Here is a 23463-nt window from a genome sequence, read left to right as displayed (position 1 = left end):
TCCCTGTGCGTCAGAATCGACGCGCCATGGTGGGAGCTGGTTTCACAACCAACCAAGCCTCACCCGGTTGGACTAGAGTCCTGCAACTCCGGTAGTACGTCCTCGACGATCTGTTCCAGTACCGCCTCGTGCCCCTGGTACGGGCCGGTGCTGCGCGGCCAGTGCGCGACGACGTCGGTGAAGCCGAGCTCGGCCGCCCGCCCCGCCGCGTCGGCGAACGCCTGCGCACTGGTCATCGAGTACTGCGGGGCGGCGTCCAGGCTGAGGTACCGGTGGATCTCCGCGGGGTCCCGGTCGCTCTTCCCGAGCACCTCCTCGAACCGCCCGGTGAGCTCGCCGATGCTGCGCCACCACTCCTCCATCGACTCGGAGCTGCGCCCGGTGGTCACCCAGCCACCGCCGAAGCGGGTGACCACCCGCATCGTGCGGGGCCCGTTCGCGGCGATCAGGAAGGGCATCCGCGGGCGCTGCACCGGGCCCGGCAGGTTACGGGCGCCGACCGCGGTGAAGTAGCTGCCCTGGTAGTCGAACTTGTCCGTGGTGAGCAGGCCGTCCAGCGCCTCGGTGAACTCGATGAACCGATCCGCCCGCTGCTTGGCGGACAGCTCGGGGTGGCCGAGCACCCGCGCGTCGTAGGAGGCCGAGCCCGCGCCGAGCCCGACGACGATGCGGCCGTCCGCGACGTCGTCCAGGGTGTTCAGCTCCCGCATGAACGGCACCGGGTGCCGGAAGTTCGGGGAGGCGACGAAAGTGCCCAGTCGGAGCCTGGAGGTGACGGTCGCGGCCGCGGTCAACGTGGGCACGGCATCGAACCACGGCCCGTCGACCAGCGATCTCCAGCCCAGGTGGTCGTAGGTCCAGGCGTGGTCGAAGCCGTACTCCTCGGCCGCACGCCACTTGGGCTCGGCTGCCCACCAACGGTCTTCCGGAAGAATCACAATGCCAACGCGCACGTGGCCAAGGTAGTAGTAACCGCCGACAGTGCTTGGCGACGGTCGGCATCCGGGATGATGGACCTGTGGACAAACCTCAACTGATCGCCTCGGACGTCGACGGAACCCTGCTCACTCCGACCGAGGAGCTCAGCTCCCGCACCCGTTCCCTGGTACACCGGGTGATCGCGGACGGAACGCCGTTCGTGCTCGTCAGCGGCCGGCCGCCGCGGTGGATCCCACCGATCGCCTGCGCGGCGGGGCTGACCGGCTACGCCGTGTGCGCCAACGGCGCGGTGCTCTACGACATCGGCGCGGACCGGGTGCTCGGTGTGCACGGGCTCGAGCCGGTGCTGCTGCACGACCTGGCCGATGCGCTGGAACACGCGCTGCCCGGCTGCCGGCTCGCCGCCGAACGGACCGGGACACGAGCCGCTGACCAGGGACTTCGGCATTTCGTGATCGAGCACGAGTACTACAACCCGTGGGGCGACGGGGAGGGAATGACCGCACCACGTGGCGAGGTACTCGGGCACAAGGCGGTGAAACTGCTGGTGAGCAGGGCCGGAATGAACTCGGACGAGATGGTGGAAGCGGCCGAGGCGGCACTGGGCGATGCGGTGAACATCACATTCTCCACCGGCGCCGGGTTGATCGAGCTGTCCGCGCCCGGGATCACCAAGGCGACCGGGCTGGCCGAGGTGGCCGAGCGCCTCGCGGTGGAACAGGACCGGATCATCGCCTTCGGGGACATGCCCAACGACCTGGCGATGCTGGGCTGGGCGGGGCACGGGGTGGCGATGGCCAACGCGCACCCCGTGGTCCGGGCGGCGGCCGACGAGGTGACCGCCCCCAACTCCGAGGACGGCGTCGCGCAGGTGCTGGAGCGCTGGTTCTAGGTGGCCACGGGTCGTCCCCAAGGTTGTCCACAGGGGCTGGGGATTGTTCCCAAAACTGTGGATAACTCCGCGGTACTGCTGCTGGTGGCCGCCGTGACCCTTGCCGCCCTCGCGCTGGCCGGCTGCGGTCAGGGATCGACCGGGGAGGATCGCGTGCCGGAACGATCGGCCGGGGAGACCGCAACCACCGATCAGGGGGTCGTCCAGGAGGCGGTCGCGTTCGGCGGGCTCGCCGTCCCGGCGGACGCCGAGGTGCTCGGGGTGCAGCATCAGTCCGGTATCGACGATATGTACGTGCTGGCCTTCGCCACCCCGCCGGACTCGGTCGAGGCCATGCTCACCGGTTCCGGGTTCACCACGGCACTGACCCCGGGCCGGGAGGTCCACCAGCGGCCGGTGGACGGGCTCGAGTTCGGCACCGGGGACGAGATCGTGTCCGGGCAGGATGTACTGGCCCCCGGCGGGGGCCGCACACAGCGGGTCAACCGGAAGGTGCTGGTCGACCGGGCCGACCCGGACCGCCCGGTGGTGCACTGGTGGCTGTTCACCACCTGAGGCAGTGCCCCGGTAGCGGTGCCCCGGACCGTGTTTTTAGAAGGCGCGCGCCCACGCATCACCTCAGGCAGCCACCTTCTTAACCAGCGCCTCGTCAGGACTCCGGGCGCCGGTTGTCCAGCTCCGCGGCCTGCTCCGGGGTGGGCGCCGTGCCGCCGAGATGCGCGGGCAGCCACCACCGATCCTCCTCGCCCGCCGGGGAGTCGGGGTACTCGGCCTGGACCCGCTCCACCAGGCCGGACATGCGCACCCGCAGGTCCTTGGTGCGCACCTCGGGGTCCTCATCGGCGCCCGGCCGCATCGGCTCCCCGACCAGGATGGAGATGGGCAGGTGCCGCTTGGTCAGCGTGCGCGGCCGCCCCTTCGTCCACAACCGGTGGGTGCCCCACACCGCCATCGGCACCACTGGCACGTTCGCTTCCACCGCCATCCGCACCGCCCCGGACTTGAGCCCCTTCACCGTGAACGACCTGCTGATCGTGGCCTCCGGGAAGACGCCGACGACCTCGCCGGCACGCAGCCGCCGCACCGCCTCGTCGTAGGACTCCTTACCGGCCGCGCGGTCCACCGGGATGTGGTGCATCCCGCGCATCAGCGGCCCCGCGATGCGGTTGGCGAAGATCTCCCGCTTCGCCATGAACCGCACCAGCCGGTCGGCCGGTTGCGCGCCGAGCCCGCAGAAGACGAAGTCCAGGTAGCTCACGTGGTTGCACGCGATCACCGCGCCGCCCTCGGCCGGGATGTGTTCCGCGCCGTCCACCCGCAGCCGCAGGTCCAGTACCCGGAACATCGCCTTGGCCGCCAGCACGACGGGCGGGTATACGAACTCAGCCATCTTTCCAGGCTACGCGAGCGCGACCAGGGAACCTACGTTTCCGTAGGTTCCCTGGATCACCTCCTCAGGTCGCACAGGGCACGTGTTCGAACCGGGGGTCCGCGTCCAGGGTTTCGATCAGCCCGGCGGACTGGGAGGCCAGCGGGTACACCGCAACCCACTTGTCCGTGCCGGCACGGCGGAAGGTCGCCACCTGGTAGCGGCCTGCGTAGACCGGGTCGGCACCGCACCGCTGGCGGTCGGCGTAGCCGCTGCCGGTGACCACGGCCAGCGCGGGCCTGCGCACGTTGACCACGTAGTCGTAGTCGATGTTGACGTAGCCGGGCGCTCCGGAGAGATCAATACGGCTGCCGTGCCGGGCGATGTGCTCGTCGGTGAGGCCGAGCACGTCCACCATGATCAGCTGCGGGCCCGCCCGGTAGGAGAGCACCCCGTTGGCGAAGGTGCTGATCACGGTGCCCGCGGGCAGCCGGTCGGCGAACCAGGAACCGATCTCGGACATCTCGGCGATCTTGTCCCGCCAGGCATGCATCCGGCTGAGCATCAACGGGTGCACGGTCGAGACGATCAGGGACAGCCCGGATGCCGTCAGCACCAGCATCGGAACCAGGTAGGCCAGCCGCCCGCGCGGCCGCGGGGAGGGGGTGTCCGCGGACTTCCGGATCACCCCGTACGCGGCCGCGGAGGCCACCGCCAGCAGCGGCGGGACCGGCGCCAGCAGGCGCCAGGCCGGCATCCAGTCGCCGCCCGCGTAGGTGATGAAGGCCAGGTAGCCGAAGGCGATCGCGAACACCAGCCAGACCAGCGAGCGCGCCCGCGCGTTGCCCGGCACCGCCGTGGAGGTCCTGGCCAGCAACAGCGCCACGATCATGGCCGCGGCCAGCAGCAGGAAGCCCTCGTGCGCGAGGGTGAAGCCGGAAAGGTAGTCCCAGCCCCGGCTGAGCTGCCAGTCGAGCGGCGCACCCATCTTCGCCGCCAGCGCGTTCGGGATCAGGTACCCGTAGTAGGTCACCCGCCAGGCGGTCCACGGCACCGCGAGCACGAGCGCGCCGAGCACGTAGCCGGCAGGGGCCCACCAGCTCGCCCGGTTACGCGCGGCGGCCAGCAGCAGCCACAGCCCGACGATCGCGCCGACCACGACACCGTCCGGCCTGGTCATCGTGGCCAGTGCCACCAGCACCCCGGCGATGACGAACCGTTCGGCGGTCACCGCGAGGCACAGGCCAAGGGTCAGCAGCAGGAACAGCGGCGTCTCGAGGCCGGAGGGACCGTAGGCGGCCAGCCCGCTGGCCGCCGCGGTCAGCACCGCGGCGGCGATGCCGAAGGCGGGCTGGTCCGGGCTCTCCGGCCGCACCAGCCGCACCACGCGGTTGACCAGGAGGTAGGCCAGCACCACGCAGCCCAGCGTGCACAGCACGCCGAGCACGACGGCCGAGCCGACGATATCCAGCCCGAACACCGCCTTCAGCAGGCCGAGAGTGATCACCCAGAGAAAGTTCGAGTAACCCTCGACCCGCTCGCCCGGGTTGAATACCGGCCCGTTGCCCTCGGCAATGTTCAAGGCATATCGGAAACTGATGTAGGCGTCCTCGGCAACGGTGCTGAACATCAGTTGGTGCGCGAGGGAGAAAGCGCAGGCCAGCAACAACACGCCGACCCGCCATCCCTTGTGGGTATTGATCCGTGACCAGGTGAGCAGCACGAATACGGCCAGGACGAGCCACGCTGCGACAGCGACGACGATCAAATGCCTCTCACCCCTCGCGAACCGCCCGACCGTACCCGGTCAACCTAGTGTCCGTTTGGATGGCGGGGCTATTCAGGCCCTGCCCATCAGGTCCTGCCCATCAGGTCCTGCCCACCGGGTTCACATCCCGGCGAGCACCTTTCGATCGAGCCGGTAGACGGTCACCGAGCCGGAGCGGAACGCCACCCGCAGGCCGGGCAGCCCGTCCAGGTTCCGCAGCCCGGGCGCCAGCCGGAAGGTGGGCTCGCCGACCCAGTTCTCCGGGGCGCCCGGACCGGCCCCGATCAGCGGTGCCTCGCTGTCCACGTATACATAGCCGATGTTCAGCCGGAGGATCTCCGCGCGGATCGCGGGATCATCCGGGTACTCCCGGAAGTCCGCCAGCAGGTGGTAGGTGTACGGCAACTGGGCGTCGCCGAGGGTGACCACGTTCACCACCGGAAGGCCCTCGTCGACGTAGGCATAGGTGGAACCGTCGTTCGCGCTGTTCATCATTCGCTCGCCGGGCCGCGACCGCGTGCCGAGCCAGTCGACGGCCGCGCGGTCGTCCGCGTCCACCCGCACGAACTCCGGATCGGCGTACCGGGACGCGATCGCCTCGGCGTTGCGCTGCGCGTACGGAATGGACGCCAGGAACACGTACCCGGCCAGCAGCGGCACCAGCACGACCGCGGTCACCGGAACCAGCGGGAGCGAGCGGCGCGCTCGGACCACCAGCCGCGCCAGGGCGAGCGCCGTCACCAGTAGCCCGAACGCGGCCAGTGCCGGGGCGAACAGCGCGATATGCGACTGGATCCGCACATAGGACTTGTAGAAGAAGGAACCGACGATGGTAGCCGCGATACCGTCGGCGGGGCTGGTCCTGAACTCGATGCCGGCCAGCAGCCAGAACCCCCACAGGGCCAGCGCGGTCCAGCCCCGCCGGGTGAGCAACACCGCGGCCACGCCGGCCAGCACCAGCAGGGCCGCGGAAAGCTGGGCGTAGGTCTGGTCGGGATCGAGGTAGCCGCCGTAGCTGAACATCAGGTTGGTGCCCACGGCCTCGCCGAGCGGTGCCGGGCGGGTGTCCGGCGGCCACCCCCCGGTGCGCGTGGCCTCGCCGAGCGCGCCGAGGAGGGAACCGAGGGCGGCGACACCGGCGACCGTGCCCGCGGTGAGCAGCACCGGCCACCGGTCCCGCAGTTCCCGGCGGCCGGGCCGGGTGAGCGCGGCGACCGCCCAGCAGACCAGCAGGCTCAGCCCCACGGTGGCGGCCACGCTGGGATGGACCGCGAACGCGCCGGCGACTCCGAGACCCAGCAGCACCGCGCGCGACCACTGCCGCCCGCCGAGGGTCAACGCGGCGGCGATGATGCCGGGGGCGAGGCTCATCGCGACCGCGTTCGGGGCGATGCCACCGTCGTGCAGTAGCTGCACCCCCGGCCGGTACAGGCCGGCCGCGACCAGCGCGGCGATCCCGCCCGCCAGGCTCGTCCAGGCGGGCCCGGAACCCAGCCCGCGTAGGATCGCGGCCGCCAGCGCCGCACAGCCCAGCACGAACGCAGGCCCGACGGCCAGCGCCGTGACCAGGTTGAACCCGACGATCGGCCCGGCCGTGAGCTCCCCGGTCAGCGCGGCGGTGAGCGGCAGCCCCGAGGGGTAGAAGGACACCGGTCCCCCGGTGAGCAGGTCCAGCGGAAGCAGTTCCCATGGCGCACCGGTTCCGGTGCGGGCGATGTACGCGGTCAGCCAGGTGTGCGTGATCGTGTCGTGTTCCTGCGGGTAGGTCGACCAGTCCCCGAGCCCGGACCACCACGGTCGCAGGGCCAGCAGTGCCGCGCCGAGGCAGAGCACGGCACCGCCGAGCCTGGCGAGGGTGACCAGGCGCGGCGACACCGCGGGCGGAAAGTCCCCGCCCCGCCGCCGGGCGCGGGTCCGGGCACCGGGCAGCTTGCGGGCCAGCAGGGCCAGCGGCACCGCCAGCAGGACCAGACACCCCACGGTCAGCAGGGGCGAGAGGGCCAGCCCCGGGATCCCGGAGAGCACACCGGAGACCGTGAACAGGCCGATGCTCACCGGCACGGTCAGCGCGGCCAGCCACAACAGGTCGCGTACACCGGCGAGGAGTTGCAACACGAGACCGGGCAGCGTCAGCACGAGCAGTCCGGCAAGGAGGGAGAGAACCTGGCTCCACACTGTCCGGCTCCGATGGCGAGGGTGGAAATGGTGCTGGTGTCTTATTCAATGTCGGGTTATTCAGGTCCGTAGCATCGTGACCGATGCAGTGAACTGCAACGACATCCCGCCCGTCGCCCACCGCCACCCCATCGGTGGCGCTGCGCGCCGCGGTGACCATGGACCTGGCGGCCCGCGGTCGCTGGATCGTTCTGAACAACCCTCCTGGGCGCCACGAATTCCAGGTAACCCCGAGCGGCCGCTTTTCCGTCAGGAGGCCGAATTCCGTTCCCGCTGGTGAGGCACGGTAGCGCGACCCCGATATCTCTCACTCGACCGGGTGACGGAGTACATTCGTCGGCCACCACTCCGGCGCAATCCCGCATCCCGTGAGGTCCACCCGTGCCGAATACCGTTTCCCCGTGGCCGATCCTGTTCACCGTGGCGGTGACGATCGCGGTCATCGTCGTTCCCGGACTGCTGGTCGCGCTCGCCTCCGGGATGCGGGGCTGGCGGGCCGCCGGGACGGCTCCACTGCTCAGCTATGCCGTGGCCGGGCTTTCCGGGCCCTGGCTGGCCGCGCTGGGACTACCGTTCGGCCTCACCGGCTTCATCGTCGCGGTCGCCGCCTTCGCCGCCGTCGGCGCGGGACTCCGGTCACTCACCGTCCGAAAGCTCCATAATGGACGTCGCCAGGGGCTGGATCCCGTCCGATGGAGCCGGTTCGCACACCTGGCGGTGCTGGCCTGCCTGCTGGTAGCGGCGCTGGTCGGCGGGTACACGGTGCTGGAGGGCATCGTCAGGGTGAACGCCATCCCGCAGGGTTGGGACGCGGTCTACCACGGCAACGCGGTGCGCTACCTCGCCGACACCGGGGACGGCAGCCTCACCGGCACCAGCAGCACGAACTGGTACGGCGAGGGCAACGCGCTGTTCTACCCGAACGCCTACCACCTGCTCGCCGCGCTCGGCTACCAGCTGAGCGGCGCCTCCGTGCCGGTGATCCTGAACGTGAACACCATGCTGCTACCGGGTTTGCTGGCGCTGTCGCTGGTCGCACTGGTGCACACTTTCCGCGGCAGGGCCGTGCTGGCGGGGGCCGCCGCGCTGGTCGCCGTGGCCCCGTTGGCAGGCTTCTACGAGTCGATGAACCGTGGGCCGCTGCTGCCCTTCCTGCTCGGCTGGGTGCTCACCCCACTGGCCGCGGTGGCGCTGCACCGCTACCTGCTGCGGCCTGCGCCCGATACGGGTTTCGTGTTCGTGGCGGCCGTGGCCGGGCTGTTCACCGTGCATTCCTCCGCCCTGTTCGGCGCCGTCCTGTTCGCGGCGCCACTGATCGGGCAACGCTGGGTGGCCGCGCGGGGGCACCGCGGGCGGACCGTGCGCGCCGACCTGCTCGCGCTGGTGGCCGCGGGCTTGGCCGTGGTGCTGGTGGTATCCCAGCAGCTACTCGGCGCCATCGGCCTGGCGACCAGCGACATCCCGTACTACGGCTGGGGGAGCACCCGGCCGGTCAACCAGGCCGTCGGCACCCTGCTGACCTTCCAGCACCAGTCGGCGGCCCCGCAGGTCTGGCTCGCCCTCGCGCTACTGCTGGGCCTGCTGTTCCTCCCCCGGTTGAACGGGCTGCGCTGGATCGCCGGCACCGCGTTGCTGAGCGGCGTGCTGTATGTCGCCGTGTCCACATCGGACCATCCGCTGGTGATGACCATCGCAAGGCCGTGGTGGGACGATCCGTACCGGTTCGTGGCCATGGCGATCCTGCCGCTGCTGCTGATCGCCGCGCACGGGCTCGCCGAGGTGCAGGCCACGGTGGCCCGCCGGCTACGCGGGCTACCGGTGCCGGGCGGGACATGGCAGGCGGCCGGATTCGGTGCCGTGCTGTTGCTCGGGTTCGGCACGGTCACCGGCGGGCTCTACACCGGCAGCAACGCCAGGGCGATCACCTCCGGCTACTACGACCCCGTGGACGACAACATGAAGACCAGTCCGGCCGAGGCGGCGGCGATGCGCCGGCTCGGCGAGCTGGCGGCGCCGGGTGACTGGGCGATGAACGACCGGGCCGACGGCTCGGTCTGGACCTACGCGCTCAGCGGGGTACGGACCGTCGCGGGGCATTTCGACGGCACCCGGCAGCCGGCCGAGGCGGAGTTGCTCGGCGCGCACTTCAACGAGTACCCGACCAATCCGGAGGTGCGCGCCGCGGTGCGGCGGCTGGGCGTGCGCTGGGTGATCCTGGGCGGCGGCGGCAACTTCACCGAGTTCACCCGGCAACCCGGCCTGACCGGACTGGACGACGCCCCGTTTCTCGAGCTGGTCTACCGCAACCCCAGCGCGTCGATCTACCGGCTGGCCCCGGCTACCGGCCTGCCCCTACCCGAGCGGAACGCATACCGCTCAGTCGTGCGGTCAGCGCCGCCGAGCCCGCGGTGATCAGGTCGGCGACGGTGAACATGACCCTGGAGGCCAGCGCGAAGGCGAGCGCCTGCGGCCCGGAGATCGCGGTGGCGGTGAGCACGGCCACCATCACCACCTCGCGCACCCCGGCGCCGCTCGGCATGATGAACGCGAAGTTGCCCGAGGTCATCGCGATGGCCATGGCGCCGACGCACAGCACGTAGCCGGCGAAGCCGGGGGCGCCCACCGAGTTGGCCAGCAACCACAGGTGCAACCCCTGCAGGGCGTACACCCCGAGCAGCGCGCCGAACACCCTGCCCACGGTGGCGTAGCTGAACCGGTGGTCCAGCGCCGGCCTGCGCAGTATCCGCAGCACCAGGGAGGTGCCCCAGGTCAGCACGCGGGGGTGTAGTGCGACCAGCCCGAGCGGGATCAGCACCAGCAGCCACCAGGCCCGCGGGCTGTTCGCGAACACCGCGGGCATCGCGAACAGGGACAGCACCAGCGCGGCGACCACGCCGACGCCGAAGTGGATGAGGGAGCTGGTGAAGATCCGCGCCCTGGCCAGACCCGCCTTCTTGCCCAGCTCCATCTGCAGCAGGTACGCCCACACCGAGCCGGGGACGTACTTGCCGAGCGAACCCACCAGGTTGATCTGCGCCCCGCGCGGGTAGCCGACCCGGGTACCCAGGTCGTTCACGATCACCTGCCAGGCGTACACGCCCACCCCGATGCTCAGGACCAGCACCAGCAGGCTGAGCACGGAGGACTGCCACGGGATTCCCCGGATCGTCGCCCAGAACTCGGCCCAGTTCGTGACCAGCTGCCTGGCCGCGAAGAAGACCACCACGGCGATGGCGACCCAGCGGACGACGTCGAGCAGCCTCGCCTTCAGCGGCTTTCGCTGTTCCGGCTGCTCGTCCGGCTGATCTGCCGGCTGCTGGGACGCGGCCGGGACGACGGCCGCCTCGCGATCGACGGCTGTCATCTCGGCAGGTGTCTCCTCAGGTCGCAACGGTCACCAGGCGGCTGAACTCGGTCAGCAGGTCGTAGCCGTCCCAGATCGCGGAGAAGGTCAACGCCGACCCGAACGGAACAATCCGGTCCACACCCCGCCCGGCCACCTGCCGGGCGAACTCGGTCAGCTCGACCCTGTCGAACCCGAACTGGCTGACGGTCTGGTCCTTGCGCACCACGATCGGCGCCAGCTCCGCCAGCGTACGGACGTTGCCCTGGGCGAACGTCCCGGCCCCGAGCCACTGCCGCGGCAGCGCGGCGGGCTCGGCCAGCTCCAGGGTGGCGATGCCGTTGACATCCGCACCCGCGCCGGTAAAGGACATCCGGTCAATCGTGCCATCCACCGCCGCCCCGTACGCGGCGACCCGCTTCTGCACCGCCATCGCGGGCTCGGTGACGTGTTCCCGCTCGGCGAGCACCCCGGCGAGCAGCTCGCGGAACCGCGCGGCCGCCTCGGCTGCCGCGTCCGGCTCGCCGACCCAGAACACCGCCCGCGGCGAGGAGCAGGCGGCCTGGTCGAACCAGTAGGCGTCGTTGTAGAAACCCCGCACGGCGCGCTCACGTTCGTCCCGGCTCGCCCGTTGCCAGCCGGGTACCGAGAGCACGGCGAAGGAGGAGCGGTCCGGGAAGGTGAGGTCGCGGGCATGCGGGGCGAGCGGGTACTGCCGCAGCGCCCGCACGGAGGCGTCCCCGCCCCAGACGACCCGCAGGTCACAGGCGGCGGAAAGGGTCGAGCTGACCTCGTCGCTGCGGTCGTAGGTGACCATCCGCTGGGTCTGTCGCACGACGGCCGCGCAGTCCTCGCTCACCTCGCCCAACGCGGTGTCCAGCGCGTCCAGCACGGCCTCGGCGGCGCCTGCCGAGCGGCCGGACACCCGGACCACGTTGTGGTTACCGGCCAGCGCGGACAGCGCCCAGGAGTAGACGAAGATGGTGTCCACATTGGCCGGTGGCACGTGGAAGACGAGGCCGCGCGGGAAGCGCAGCGCGTTCTCGGTGTCGCGCAGCCCGGAAAGCGCCCTGGCGATCTCACCCTTCCGCAGGAAGAACCCCAGCGAGGCCAGCTCGGGGTACCGGCGGGCGGTGGCCGGTGCGAGCAGGGTGCGGGCAAACCTGGTCAGGAACTCGACGATCCGCTCGTCGCCGACGCCGAGCCTGCCGCCCCGCGGCTCGGCACGCAGGTCCGCCAGCAGCGCGCCGGCCGCGACCGGCGCCCCGGCCGGGAATCGTTGGGTCAGCTCCATCAGCGGTCGACCTGCCCTTTCATGCCACGGCGCCGGCGGGGAACGTGTCCGAGCAGCCGCGTGCCTCGGCCTTGGGCAGCCGGCCGAGCACGGAGAAGTGCTTACCGGGCCAGTCCCCGTCGTCGATTCCGTTGTAGACGCCGAGGTCCTCGGTCAGGAGCACGTGGCCGGGGTAGGAGCGGGGCAACGTGCTCACCACCTCTATGACGCCCGGCTTGCCAACGGGTTGCTCCGCCCAGGTCACCGGATCACGGATCACCACGTCGGCGAAATCCGGGCAGTACAGCGAGCCACCCGACGGTCCCTCCAGGAACACGGTGCCGATCTGCTCGATCATCCCGTAGTAGTTGTAGATCTGGCGCAGCCCGGTGTCCGCGGCGAACCGGCGGCGGAACTCGGTGTTGTCCACCGCGCGGTCGGCGAGCTTCTTCCAGCCGCCGGAGTGGATCAGGATGCCGTTGGAGAGATCGAGGCGGTGCTCGCGGGCGACCTCGTAGAGGTACTGCCACACCATGAAGGTGAAGCCGAAGATCAGGAACGGCTGGTCCCCGTGCTCGGCGAGGAAGCGCTTGACCGCCTCGACGTCGGGGCGGTCCTGCTCGTCCAGCACGTAGACGTGCTTGCGGCCGAAGTTGGCCATGCCGAGCACCCCGGCGCCGCGGGCGGAGAACGAGCGGCGGTTCTTGATGATCCCGATCGTGTCCACCATCAGCATCGGCAGCCTGCCGGGACCGAGCACGGTCTGCAGGGTGGCGCCCAGCTGCCGGGTCTGTTCGGCGGCCGCGGCCTTGTCCAGGTAGATCCGCGAGGCCCCGGACCCGGTCGTGCCCGAGGAGGTCAGCACCTTGAACACCTCGTCCTCGGGGATGCTGCGCAGCTCGTGGGTCTTGAACATACGCACCGGCAGCCAGGGCAGGTCGGCGATCCGCGCGAACTGGGCGTCCCGCGGGACGCCCAGCGCGGAGAGGATCCGGTCGTACCCCGCGGAATGCTCCCGGTGGTGCGCGGTCAGCTCGGCCAGCCGCGGCAGCAGCCGTTCCTCCCGCTCGCCCGTCCCCATACTGAACGGCACCGTCATACCCGGGTCTCCAGTGCTCGGTAGTCGACCTTGCCGCTGGCCAGCAGGGGCACCGTGTCGATCGGCCGCACGTCGAACCCGCTGGTGTGCAGGTGCAGCTGCTCGGACAGCGCCCTGGCGGCGGCCTTGCAGGTGTCCGTGGCCGCGCCCTCGGCGAACAGCACCACCTTGTCCCCCGCGGACACCGCGGCCACCACCTCGATGCCCACCCCCGCGGCCCGCACGGCCTGCTCGAGGTCGTCCAGGCTGACCCGGTTACCGAACACCTTGCCGATCCGCTTGAGCCTGCCGGTGATGAACAGGTAGCCGTCCTCGTCGAGGTAACCGAGGTCACCGGTGGCCAGCACGCCGCCGGCCTCGTCGCCACGGGCCAGCTCGGACGCGCGCTCCGCGTAGCCCATCATCACGTTGGGCCCCCGGTAGACGACCTCGCCGACGATCTTGGGGTAGGTGGTCTCCTTGCCGTCGTCCCTGCGGATGGTGAACGCGCCGTCGGGCAGGGCGGCCCCCGCCGAACCCAGCTTCTCGGTCAGCCGCTCGGCCGGCAGGGTGGCCATCCGCGGCGCGGCCTCGGTCTGCCCGTACATCACGAACATCCGCCCACCCACACCGCGCATCTTCTCGTCGAACTCGCTGACCAGCTCGGTGCGCAGCTTGCCGCCTGCCTGCGTGAGCGTGCGCAGGCTCGGGTACCGCGCCGGGTCGAACTTCAGCCTGCGCAGCATCTCGTAGTGGTAGGGGACACCGGCCAGCGAGGTCGCCCCGTGCTCGGTGACCGCGTCCCAGAAGCCCCGGCCGAGCACCCCGGAAGGCTCGATCACCACGGTCGCGCCGCGCAGCAGATGCGAGTTGAGCACCGACAGTCCGTAGCTGTAGTGCAACGGCAGGCTGGTCGGGGCGACCTCGCCGGCGCCGATGTCCAGCACCCGCGCGATCGCCTCGGCGTTGTGCAGCACCGCCTGCCCGGACAGCCGGACCAGCTTCGGATTGCCGGTGGAACCGCTGGTGGGCAGCAGCACCGCGAGCTCGGGATGTGGGGCGACCCCCTCGCCGGACTCCCGGACCCAGTGCCCGTCCCGCGCGCGGTAGCCGGCAGGCGGCGCGGCGTCCGGGGCGGCCAGCACGGCACCCGGCCGGAACCGCTCGATCAGGCCGGGCAGCGCCGCGGGATCCAGGGCCGGGTCGATCAGCGCGACCGCCCTGCCCGCGGCCAACGCGCCGAGGTACCGCAGCACGCTGGGCAGGTCCACCGAGGTCCTGGCGAACAGCGCCCCCGTGGGCAGCCCGGCCAGTTCCCCCGCCGCGGCCTCCACCGCGGCCCGCAGTTCCCTGCCTGCCAGCGTCCGCCCACCGACCGCGTCGACCAGTCGGGCCCCTTCGCCCACGAGCGGCGTCACGGCACCAGACCCCCGTCGACGCCGAGCACCTGGCCGGTGATGAAGGAAGCCTGGTCCCCGGCGAGGAAGGTGATCGCGCCGGCCACCTCCTCGGGCCTGCCGAGCCTGCCGAGCGGGGTGCGGTCGGCGTTGGCCGCGCGCACCTGCTCGCCGAGTCCCGCGGTGAGCGCGGTGTCGATCACACCGGGCGCCACCGCGTTCACCCGGATACCGGAGCGGCCCAGTTCCTTGGCCGCGGAACGGGCGAGATTGGCCACGGCCGCCTTGGACGCCGCGTACACCGACTGCCCCGCGCTGCCTTGCAGGCCGACCACCGAGGCCAGCACGATGATCGAACCGGTCTTCTTGCGCATCATCGCCCGCGCGGCCGCCTGCACGGTGTGGATGGTGCCACTGACGTTCGTGGCCAGGGTCCGATCGAGGTCGTCCTCCCTGATCATGCCGAGCATGCCGCCCTCCATGATGCCGGCGTTGGCGACGAGGACGTCCAGCCTGCCGTGCTCCTTGGCCACCCCACGGACCACCGTGGACACCGCCTTGGGGTCGGTGACGTCCAGGGCCACGCCGCTGACCGTGCCGGGCACCGCGGCCGCGGCCTCCCGCGCGGCCGCCTCCTCCCGACCGGTGAGCACGACCGTGGCGCCTGCCTCCGCGAGTGCGCGTACCGTGGCCAACCCGATACCCCGGGTTCCGCCGGTGACCAGCGCGACACGTCCGGACAAGTCAGCGCCCGTTCCCATACGCGCGACATGATCGGCTCCGCCGGGCTCGGACCCTGTCACAATCGGCACCTTTCGCCGGTCATACGCCCGGCCTCACCGCTCGTGGGCTGTTCGCCGCTGGGCACAGCGGCGCGTCAGCGCCTCCGTTGGGGTGGCGGTGGGCGACGGGCGGGCGCGTTCTTCCGCTCGCCTCCGGCGGCAAACCCCAGTTCACGAACCGGCTCTCAGTCATGGGCCGCCCGCAACTCGGTGACCATGTCCACGGCGACCTTGAAGCTGCTCATGTCGATCACCTGGTCGGTTTCGAACTGCACGTCGAACTCGTCCTCGATAGCGGCGACCAGCGCCATGTGCCCGACCGAGTCCCACGCCTCGATATCGCGGTACTTCAGGTTCTGCACATCGACATCCTCGCCGAGGTCCAGTGCCTCGACGAAGACATCGCGAAGCTGGTCGGAGATCGCCATGGTTCCCTCAATCCGCTGTGTCTGCTGGGCCTTTCGATGGTAAGCGCCCGGCGGGACGGAGCAGGTCCGCGGTCAGCCTCTCGACATACGCCCCGGCGCCCTCCGGGGCGTAGCGCAGCGCGGGGTTGCGCACGACCACGCTGCGCACGCCGGCGGCCCTGGCCGCCTGTACGTCGTGGTAGGTGTCGCCCACCAGCACCGCCCCTGCCGGCTCGGCGCGCAGCCGCGCCAGCACGATGCGCAGCCCCTCCGGGTCGGGCTTCAGCCTCCGCACGTCCTCCCTGCCGACCACGGTCAGGCCGGCGGCCAGGTCGCCGAAGGCATCCAGCACGGCGTACCGGCTGTTGCGGGTCAGCACCGCGAGCTCGTACCGGTCGCGCAGCGCGGCAAGGCATTCGGTCGCCCCGGGGAGGAACCCGCCCGCACGCACGGCGGCCCGCTCGTAGGCGGTCACCACCTCGAGCCCGCGGCTGTCGCCCTCGTCGAGGAACCGCTGGAGCACCTCGCCGATCCGGTCCCCGGCACCGAGTCCGAGCTCGGCGCGTAGCCCGGCCCAGTCGACCGGGAGGGTGAACAGCGTGCCGTCGAAGTCGAAGGCGACCGCGGTCACCGGACCGTCGAGGACCATTCGCCCTCCCTGATCAGCCGGTACCCCATGTCGATCATCCGGACCCAGTAGAGGTCCGCCGGCAGCGGGTCGTACCGCGGCGGTGTCTCGGCAAGGGCGTTGCCGAGGCCGAGCTGGACGTACATGTCCGGCATGTTGAGCCCGGCATGCGCGAAGAAGTTGCTGGTGGTGAAGAACCTGCCGACGTTGATCTCGGTCACCATCGGTGCGTCCGCCGCGGTGCACTTCATGTCCACGCAGTACACCCCGTGTGGCTCGGCGGAGACCGCGCGCACCGCGGCCTCGCCCGCGTGGTTCACGTCCGCGCGGTTGACCGTCCTGGCCACGGAGGGCGAGGAACTCTGCCCGCTCGGGGTCAGGTTGCCGAAGATGTACTCGATCCGTTCCCTGGCCTGCGAGGTGACCAGCCTGCCGCGGTGCCACAGGCTCTGCCAGGCGAACTCGGCCCCCGGCAGGTACTCGCTGGCCATGAAGTCGCCGTAGTCGAGGCCACGGAAGGAGCGCCAGTAGTCGATCCAGGCATCGCCCTGGTAGAAGGAGTTCACCGGGAGGCTGGCCCGCGAGCCCGCGCCGCGGATCGCGCGCAGCCACACCCGCGGGTTACGTTCGAGCAGCTCGGCCAGCGCGGTGTGCAGGTCGTCCTGGCTGTCGATCTTGACAGCCGCCGGGACCGGCACCCCCGCGGCACTCAGGTGCGCGTTGAACGCCATCTTGTCGTGGCACAGGGCCACCGCGGCGGCGTCCGGGAGGAAGACGGGTGCCTGGATCTTGTCCCGGTGCTCGGCCAGAAACCCGACCTCGACATCCGGCTGCGGGTGTACGAAATCGACCCGTTCGTCCTCGATGACCCGATTGATCGCGTCCACATAACCGGAATCGGACACCGGCGGCACGAGGTACTTGGCCGACAGCTCCATGAGCTCGAGGTGATAACGCTTGACGTCCGTGCCGACCACCACATAGTCGGTCGCCGCCAGCGACAACGCGTCCCGGAAATTGAAGGCGGCCGAACCCCCGGCGCCGGTGATGAGAATGCGTGCCATTTCCCTAACCTTGTACCTGCGCGGGCCGGTACCACCGGCTGCGCAGCGACGATGTGGCCGACCGGTATCGTGGGCGCCCGCGTCGGCATCGGCGTGCATACCGGCCTGGGCAGAAAGCCGTACCGGTGCACGACTGTACCTGACCCGCCAGAACCGTCCGCCGAGGTGAGAGACTGCCGCATGATTCCCATTACCGTGGTCGACGTTCGGGATGCCGAACCGCTGGTCGCCGAGGTCCTGCGGTCCGGCGCCATCGCGCAGGGGCCCATGGTTCGGCGCCTCGAAACGGCGTTCGCGGAGGTGGCGGGCACCCGGCACGCGGTCGCCGTGAACAACGGCACCACGGCGCTGATCGGCGCGCTGCGGGTACTGGACCTGCGGCCGGGTGATGAGGTGATCACCTCGCCGTTCACGTTCGTGGCCACGCTGAACGCGATCCTGCAGGCCGGCGCGACGGTCCGGTTCGCCGATATCTCCGCCGACGACTTCGCGATCGACCCGGACAAGGTCGTCGCCGCGACAGGTCCGCGGACCAAAGTACTCATGCCGGTGCACCTGTACGGCCAGCCCGCCGATATGGGCAAGCTCGCCCCGCTCGCGGCCGAGCACGGCCTGCACGTGGTGGAGGACGCGGCCCAGGCCGTCGGCGCCACCTTCGAGGGGCGGCAGGCCGGCAGCTACGGCCTCGGCTGCTTCTCGTTGTACGCCACCAAGAACGTAACCACGGCCGAGGGCGGCGTGATCACCTGCGATGATGACGAGCTGGCCGACCGGCTGCGAGTCCTGCGCAACCAGGGCATGCGGACCCGCTACCAGTACGAGATGGCGGGGAACAACTACCGGATGACTGACCTGCACGCCGCCGTGGGCATCCCGCAGCTGGAGAAGCTCGAGGCGCTGACCACGGCCCGCAGGCACAACGCGCAACGCCTTTCCGCGGGGCTCGCCGGCACCCCCGGCCTGCGGTTGCCTGCCGTGCTGCCCGGCAGGGAGCACGTCTGGCACCAGTACACCGTCCTGGTCGGCCCGCACGCCATGCTGTCCCGCGACGAACTGGCCGAGCAGTTGACCGCACGCGGCATCGGCAACGGGGTCTACTACCCGAAGGTCGTCTTCGACTACGACTGCTACCGCGAGCACCCGCAGATCCCGGACGCCTCACCGAGCAACGTGCCGGTGGCCACCGCGGTCGCCGCCGAGGCACTGTCGCTTCCGGTCCATCCCGCACTGTCCGAAGCCGACCTCGACACGGTCATCGAGACCGTGCGCGACCTGCTGGGAGCGTAGGCGGGTGACACATCGGATCGCGCTCGTCGGCACCGGCACGATGGGCTCACTGCACGCCCGCGTGCTGTCCCAGAACGAACGAGTATCCCTTGTTCGCGTGGTCGAGCCACGGGAGGACGACGGCCGAGCCTGCGCCGAGCGGTTCGGCACCGAGTGGACACCCGAGCTCGGCTCACTGTCGGATGTGGACGCCGTGGTGCTGGCCTCCTCAACCGAGGCGCATTACGACCTCGCGCGGACGATCCTGAACGATGACACTCCCCTGCTGGTGGAGAAGCCGGTCGCGAACAGCCTCGCGGCCTCCGAGGAGATCGTCGCGCTGGCCGCGGACCGGGACGTCCCGCTGATGTGCGGGCTGCTGGAGCGCTACAACCCCGCGGTGCTGACGGCCCGCGCCATGATCAGCCAGCCGGTGCACCTGATGGCCAGGCGGCACGGCCCGTACGCACCGCGGATCAGGACCGGCGTCGCCTGGGACCTGCTGGTGCACGATGTGGATATCGCGGTCCAGTTCTTCGGCGGCACCGTGCCGAGCCGGGTCACCGCGGGCGCGGGCTACTTCCACCCCTCCTCGGTGACCGGCGCGGAGGACACCGTGGAGACGGTGCTGACCTTCCCGTTCGGTCTCGCCTCGGTATCCGCGTCCCGGCTGGGTCAACGCAAGATTCGATCACTGATGGTGTCCGAACTGGACAGAATGATCGAGATCGACCTGCTGCGCAGGGACGTCACCGTGTACCGGCACGTCTCACACGATGCCGCGACGCCGGACGGGCTCGGCTACCGGCAGCAGACGGTGATCGAGATCCCGGAACTGGTGACCGTGCGCGAGCCGCTGGCCACCCAGCTCGACCGGTTCGTCGACCTGCTGGAGGGCAAGGTCGACGCGGCCGAGGAGCGGGCCTCGATCCTGCCCTCCCACCAGGTGGTCGCCGACGTGCTGGGTCAGGCACACGGCTGAGCCGGCACGTCGGCCGTACTCGGGTAAGGAAGCGGGTTCACTCCCCGGTGCCGCCGAAGCGGCCGCCGGGAGACCCCCATCCCGCCGCGTCGTCGCCGCGTTCCGCCGCGACGGCCCGGCGGCGTTCGTTCTCCGCCCGCACCCTGGCGATCTCGGACTCGATGTACTCCTCGTCGTAACGCTGGAATACCCGCGCCGGGTTCCCCGCGACCAGCGAGCGTTCCGGAACGTCCTTGGCCACCACCGAGTTCGGCTGCACGGTGGCGAAGTCGCCGATCGTCACGCCCGCCATGATCACCACCAGGCCACCGATGAAGCAGCCCCTGCCGATCGTCACCGGCTTACGTTCGATCAGATCGCTGCCGGAGTGGTTCTGCAACGCCATATTGGCCAGCCAACTGGAATGGGTGAAGATCAGCGTGTTCAGCCCGATGCTGGTGTGCTCGCCGATCTCCAGCCCGCCGCTGGCGTCCAGGGTGGCGCCCTCGCCGATCCAGCAGTGCTCGCCGATCGTCAGATTCTCCGGACTGACGATCTTGGCCCGCTCCCGGATCCGGGTGGTCTCCGGCAGGCCGTAGAGCCGGGCTCGCTCGGCGTCGTTCATGTACTGCCCGACCAGTTCGGTCAGGATCTGCGGGCGCAACCGGTTGCTGCGTTCGTCGTCGAAGAACATCCGTCACTCCGCGGGCCGCGTGCCGCGCTCACCGAGCATCTTCTCGAAGGCGCGCAGGTGCTCGGCCGCCACCACGTCGAGCCCGAAGTGCGCACGCACCAACTCGCTCTGCCGCCGCGCGAGCTTCGCCCGCCGCTCCGGATCGTCCAGCAGGTCGATCACGGCCTCCGCGACGGCCGTCGCGTCGTCCGGCGGCACCAGCAGGATGTTCTCCCCGTTGCGCATCTCGATTCCGGGGTAGTTGTCCGCGGGCACCGAGGCGATCGTCGCGGTGCCGGAGAGCATCGCCTCCAGTGAAGCCGTGCCGCAGCCGCCGTTCAGGTCGTGCGCGACGATGTCGGCGGCCGCGTAGTAGGCAGGCACGTCCTCGCGCGGCGCGGCGCCCTGCACGATGAACGCGTCCCGCACGCCCAGCTCCCGCGCCCGTTCGAGGAAGGCGTCGTAGTAGACCCTGCCCACCACGATCACCTTGGTGTCCGGATGTTCGTCCAGGATCGCCGGCATGGCCTCGACCAGCGGCAGCCGGTCCCGCAGCGGGATCACGTGCCCGAGCGAGACGATCAGCGGCGCGTCGCCGATCTCGTGCTCGACCCGCACATCCATGGTCAGCGGCTGGTCGAACCGGGCGACGTCCACCGCGATCGGGAGATACTCGGAGTTCGGCTCGCCGGTGCGGTAGCGCTCCGCGCAGTAGTCGGCGCCGAGCTTGTCCAGGATGACGTAACGCGGCCGGAACAGGCTCAGCAACGGCCGCACCAGGACCGCGTCCAGCAGCCGGAACACCGCGCCGTACAGCTTCTTGTCGCTGATCAGTAGCGTGTGGATGGTCAGCAACGTCGGCAGGTCGCGGCGCCGCGCGTACCACCCGGCCAGCCAGGACAGGTCGAAGAACTGCCCGTGCAGATGGATGGCGTCCGGTTGGAACTCGTCCAGCAACCGGAACAACCGGCGCCAGTTGCCCGGTCTCACCGAGGCGAAGGTCATGTCGAAGTCGATCGACAGTCCCAACTGCGGCATCTTCATGGCCGGAAACCGGACCACCCGGTACCCGTCGACCCGCTCCTCGGCGGGCGCGTCGGCATAGGCCGCGGTCACCGCGAGCACCTCGTGGCCGGCCGCGACGTACTCCGCGGCCAGCGAGGCGGCCATATGCGCGCTTCCGCCCACCCGTGGCGGGAAGAAGTTGTTCACCACGACGATCCGCATCGCCCGCCCCTTTGCCGGTCCCGCGGCTGGTTCGTTGCCCGTGCCCGTCACGCCAGTCACGTCGGTCAAGCCAGTCAAACCGACGCCTTGACCAGGTCGGACATTCCCTGTTCGACGGTGATCTCGGGGGTCCAGCCGAGCACCTCGCGGGCACGGCCGATGTCGGCGGCACGCCGCGACACCAGCACGTCACGAGGGTTGAACTGCGGCTCCACGTCCACGCCGACCGCGTCGATCAGGATCTTCGCCAGGGTGGCGACGGAGGTGTCGATACCGGTGCCGATGTTGATCGGCAGGTTGGCCTGTTCGGACTCCAGCGCCAGCACCACGGCCTTGGCGAGGTCGGTGACGTGCACGAAGTCCATCGACTGCTCGCCCCTGCCGTCGATGATCGGTGGCTGGCCCGCGCGCAGGCGCTGGATGAAATGGTTGATCACCGAGGTGTAGTACGCCTCGATCTTCTGCCCGGGGCCGTACACGTTGAAGAACCGCAGCGCGTTCCAGGAAAGCCCGTGGTGCCGCTGGTAGAAACCGAGCAGATCCTCGCCGGCGCGCTTGGCGATGCAGTACGGGGTGAGCGGGGTGAGCGGGTCGTCCTCGTGCATCGGCAGTTTCTTCGGTTCGCCGTACACCGACGCGGACGAGGCGAACACCAGGCGCTGGACGCCCTCCTCCGCCGCCGCGGCGAAGACGTTGTGGTTGCCGGTCATGTTGATGTCGATCGACTCGTGCGGGTCGGCGACCGACTTGTTGATCGACACGGTCGCGAAGTGAATGGCATGCGTGCAGCCACGAATCGCCTCGCGCACCCCGCCGCCGTAGCGCACGTCCTTCTCCACCAGCTCGACCTTGCCGGTGTCCATGAACTCCGCCACCCGGTCCCGGTTGCCGCGGGTCATGTTGTCGTAGATCACCACCGAGTAGTCCCGCTCGAGCAGGAGTGGGATGACGTGCGCGGCGATGAAGCCACCGCCTCCGGTGAAGAAGACCTTCTTGTCGGACATGCGTTCGCTTTCTCGTGGTGTTCGATCAGGACAGCTCGGTGACGACCGCGCGCACGGTGTCGCCCACGCGGTCCACCTCGTGCTCGGTCAGGTTGGCGTGCATCGGGATGGCGAGGTGGCGGCGGAAGATGTCGGCGGACACCGGCAGGGGTCGCTGCTCGCCGTACACCGGCTGCAGATGTGAGGCATAGGTGCCGAAGTTGCATTGGATCCCGCGCTCGCGCAACTCGAGCGCGACCCGATCGCGCCCGAGCTCCTCGGCGATGGTGAGGATGTAGGCCTGCCACGGGTGCCCGCGGTCGGGTAGCTCCACCGGGACCCGCACCCCGTCCAGCTCGGCGAACGCCTGGTGGTAGCGCCGCGCCACCGACCGGCGGGCGGCCACCAGGTCCGGTAGCCGGTCCAGCTGCACGTTCATGATGGCTGCCTGGACGTCGGAAAGCCGGAAGTTGTAACCGGCCTCGTGGAAGACCGGGATCGGCAGCTCGCCGCGCGTCCCGCGGGAGAAGGCGGGCTCGATACCGTAGGTGTGCAGCTTGCGTGCGTGCTCGATCAGGTCCTCGCGGTCGGAGACCAGCGCACCGCCCTCGCCCGCGGTGATGCCCTTGCGCCCGTGGAAGGAGAAGGCGGCGAGGTCGGCGAGGCTGCCCGCCGGCCGGTCCCGGTAGGTCGCGCCCGCCGCGCAGGCCGCGTCCTCGAACAGCCACAGCCCGTGCTTGTCGGCGATCGCCCGGTACTCGTCGAAGTCCCCCGGTTGGCCGGCCACGTCCACCGCCAGAATGCCCACCGTGCGCGGCGTGATCAGCGCCTCGACCGCGGCCGGGTCGGCGCTCCAGATGTCCGGGCGCACGTCCGCGAACACCGGGGTCGCGCCGGCCTGCAGCACCGCGTGACCGGTGGCGGGGAAGGTGTAGTCGCCGACGATCACCTCGTCTCCCGGCCGGACGCCGAGCACCCGCAGGCCCAGGTACAGCGCGGAACCGCAGTTGCTGGTGCTCAACGCGTGCGCGGTACCGGTCGCGGCGGCGAAACGTTCCTCGAACATGCGGCAGGTCGGGCCCGCGCCGGCGAGCCACCCGGAACGGAACACCTCCGCCACCGCGGCGAGCTCCTCGTCACCGACGGTCGGTTGGCCGAGAGCGATCGTCTCGGAGCTGGTGGACATGCCCCTCCCGTTGCCTGATGTCGATTCGTAGTGTATGGCAGCTACCGGCCTG

Annotated in this window: 21 protein-coding genes; 5 read left to right on the top strand and 16 right to left on the bottom strand. The window is 70.3% G+C overall.

Going from position 1 to position 23463, the window contains the following annotated elements:
* Positions 1-59 precede the first annotated feature (59 nt).
* Entirely contained in the window at positions 60-953 is an 894-nt protein-coding gene (locus tag FB471_RS19610; RefSeq protein ID WP_141999887.1) for an LLM class flavin-dependent oxidoreductase, read from the bottom strand.
* 65 nt (positions 954-1018) lie between these two features.
* Here FB471_RS19610 and FB471_RS19605 point away from each other — a divergent pair, with 65 nt between their 5' ends.
* Entirely contained in the window at positions 1019-1831 is an 813-nt protein-coding gene (locus FB471_RS19605) for an HAD family hydrolase (protein WP_141999886.1), read from the top strand.
* 57 nt (positions 1832-1888) lie between these two features.
* Positions 1889-2386: a hypothetical protein gene (locus FB471_RS19600; RefSeq protein WP_141999885.1), complete on the top strand. Its 498-nt coding sequence runs from the start codon at positions 1889-1891 to the stop codon at positions 2384-2386.
* A 94-nt stretch (positions 2387-2480) separates the two neighbouring features.
* On the opposite strand, the gene FB471_RS19595 is transcribed toward FB471_RS19600, so the two are convergent.
* The 3 genes from FB471_RS19595 to FB471_RS19585 form a co-directional block, all read right to left on the bottom strand.
* A complete protein-coding gene (locus FB471_RS19595; protein WP_141999884.1) occupies positions 2481-3221 on the bottom strand; it encodes a lysophospholipid acyltransferase family protein in 741 nt (246 codons plus the stop codon).
* Between the two features lie 64 nt (positions 3222-3285).
* Positions 3286-4968: a hypothetical protein gene (locus FB471_RS19590; RefSeq protein ID WP_141999883.1), complete on the bottom strand. Its 1683-nt coding sequence runs from the start codon at positions 4966-4968 to the stop codon at positions 3286-3288.
* A gap of 120 nt (positions 4969-5088) precedes the next feature.
* Positions 5089-7143 carry a DUF6541 family protein gene (locus FB471_RS19585; RefSeq protein WP_141999882.1) on the bottom strand — a complete coding sequence of 685 codons (2055 nt, stop codon included), beginning with the start codon at positions 7141-7143 and terminating at the stop codon, positions 5089-5091.
* Positions 7144-7524: 381 nt separating this feature from the next.
* Here FB471_RS19585 and FB471_RS19580 point away from each other — a divergent pair, with 381 nt between their 5' ends.
* On the top strand, positions 7525-9555 hold the full coding sequence (locus FB471_RS19580) for a DUF6541 family protein (protein WP_246076485.1): 2031 nt from the start codon (positions 7525-7527) through the stop codon (positions 9553-9555).
* Here the strand turns inward: FB471_RS19580 and FB471_RS19575 are convergent.
* From FB471_RS19575 to FB471_RS19540, 8 genes are all read right to left on the bottom strand, one after another.
* Complete coding sequence (locus FB471_RS19575; protein ID WP_141999881.1) at positions 9482-10507, bottom strand: lysylphosphatidylglycerol synthase transmembrane domain-containing protein; 1026 nt, start codon at positions 10505-10507, stop codon at positions 9482-9484. The genes FB471_RS19580 and FB471_RS19575 overlap by 74 nt on opposite strands.
* A gap of 16 nt (positions 10508-10523) precedes the next feature.
* Positions 10524-11780, bottom strand: a complete 1257-nt coding sequence (locus FB471_RS19570; RefSeq protein WP_425457075.1) for an acyl-CoA reductase — start codon at positions 11778-11780, stop codon at positions 10524-10526.
* Positions 11781-11799: 19 nt separating this feature from the next.
* Positions 11800-12858 carry a LuxE/PaaK family acyltransferase gene (locus FB471_RS19565; RefSeq protein WP_141999879.1) on the bottom strand — a complete coding sequence of 353 codons (1059 nt, stop codon included), beginning with the start codon at positions 12856-12858 and terminating at the stop codon, positions 11800-11802.
* Positions 12855-14255, bottom strand: coding sequence for an AMP-binding protein (locus FB471_RS19560; RefSeq protein WP_141999878.1), 1401 nt, complete (start codon positions 14253-14255; stop codon positions 12855-12857). The genes FB471_RS19565 and FB471_RS19560 overlap by 4 nt, the downstream gene beginning before the upstream one ends.
* Complete coding sequence (locus tag FB471_RS19555) at positions 14252-14995, bottom strand: SDR family NAD(P)-dependent oxidoreductase (RefSeq protein ID WP_142002170.1); 744 nt, start codon at positions 14993-14995, stop codon at positions 14252-14254. Before FB471_RS19555 ends, FB471_RS19560 begins: the two co-directional genes overlap by 4 nt.
* 206 nt (positions 14996-15201) lie before the next feature.
* On the bottom strand, positions 15202-15444 hold the full coding sequence (locus FB471_RS19550; RefSeq protein WP_141999877.1) for an acyl carrier protein: 243 nt from the start codon (positions 15442-15444) through the stop codon (positions 15202-15204).
* A 7-nt stretch (positions 15445-15451) separates the two neighbouring features.
* Entirely contained in the window at positions 15452-16072 is a 621-nt protein-coding gene (locus FB471_RS19545; protein ID WP_141999876.1) for an HAD family hydrolase, read from the bottom strand.
* Positions 16051-17115: an ATP-grasp domain-containing protein gene (locus tag FB471_RS19540; RefSeq protein WP_141999875.1), complete on the bottom strand. Its 1065-nt coding sequence runs from the start codon at positions 17113-17115 to the stop codon at positions 16051-16053. The genes FB471_RS19545 and FB471_RS19540 overlap by 22 nt, the downstream gene beginning before the upstream one ends.
* A 180-nt stretch (positions 17116-17295) precedes the next feature.
* On the opposite strand from FB471_RS19540, the gene FB471_RS19535 reads away from it, so the two are divergent.
* Complete coding sequence (locus tag FB471_RS19535; RefSeq protein WP_141999874.1) at positions 17296-18402, top strand: DegT/DnrJ/EryC1/StrS family aminotransferase; 1107 nt, start codon at positions 17296-17298, stop codon at positions 18400-18402.
* A 4-nt stretch (positions 18403-18406) separates the two neighbouring features.
* A complete protein-coding gene (locus tag FB471_RS19530) occupies positions 18407-19363 on the top strand; it encodes a Gfo/Idh/MocA family protein (RefSeq protein ID WP_141999873.1) in 957 nt (318 codons plus the stop codon).
* Positions 19364-19400: 37 nt separating this feature from the next.
* On the opposite strand, the gene FB471_RS19525 is transcribed toward FB471_RS19530, so the two are convergent.
* The 4 genes from FB471_RS19525 to FB471_RS19510 all read right to left on the bottom strand — a co-directional run bounded on the left by FB471_RS19525 (position 19401) and on the right by FB471_RS19510 (position 23411).
* Positions 19401-20036, bottom strand: a complete 636-nt coding sequence (locus tag FB471_RS19525; protein WP_141999872.1) for an acyltransferase — start codon at positions 20034-20036, stop codon at positions 19401-19403.
* Positions 20037-20039: 3 nt separating this feature from the next.
* Positions 20040-21242 carry a glycosyltransferase family 4 protein gene (locus FB471_RS19520; protein ID WP_142002169.1) on the bottom strand — a complete coding sequence of 401 codons (1203 nt, stop codon included), beginning with the start codon at positions 21240-21242 and terminating at the stop codon, positions 20040-20042.
* A 74-nt stretch (positions 21243-21316) separates the two neighbouring features.
* The gene (locus FB471_RS19515) at positions 21317-22246 is read right to left on the bottom strand and encodes an NAD-dependent epimerase/dehydratase family protein (RefSeq protein ID WP_141999871.1); all 930 of its coding nucleotides are present in this window, start codon (positions 22244-22246) and stop codon (positions 21317-21319) included.
* A 25-nt stretch (positions 22247-22271) separates the two neighbouring features.
* Positions 22272-23411, bottom strand: a complete 1140-nt coding sequence (locus tag FB471_RS19510; RefSeq protein WP_141999870.1) for a DegT/DnrJ/EryC1/StrS family aminotransferase — start codon at positions 23409-23411, stop codon at positions 22272-22274.
* Positions 23412-23463 lie beyond the last annotated feature (52 nt).

The organism is Amycolatopsis cihanbeyliensis, assembly GCF_006715045.1.
In the GTDB taxonomy this organism is placed as follows: Bacteria; Actinomycetota; Actinomycetes; order Mycobacteriales; family Pseudonocardiaceae; genus Amycolatopsis; species Amycolatopsis cihanbeyliensis.
The sequence above is the reverse complement of the archived record's forward strand: the minus strand, read 5'-3'. Positions and strand labels throughout refer to the sequence as shown.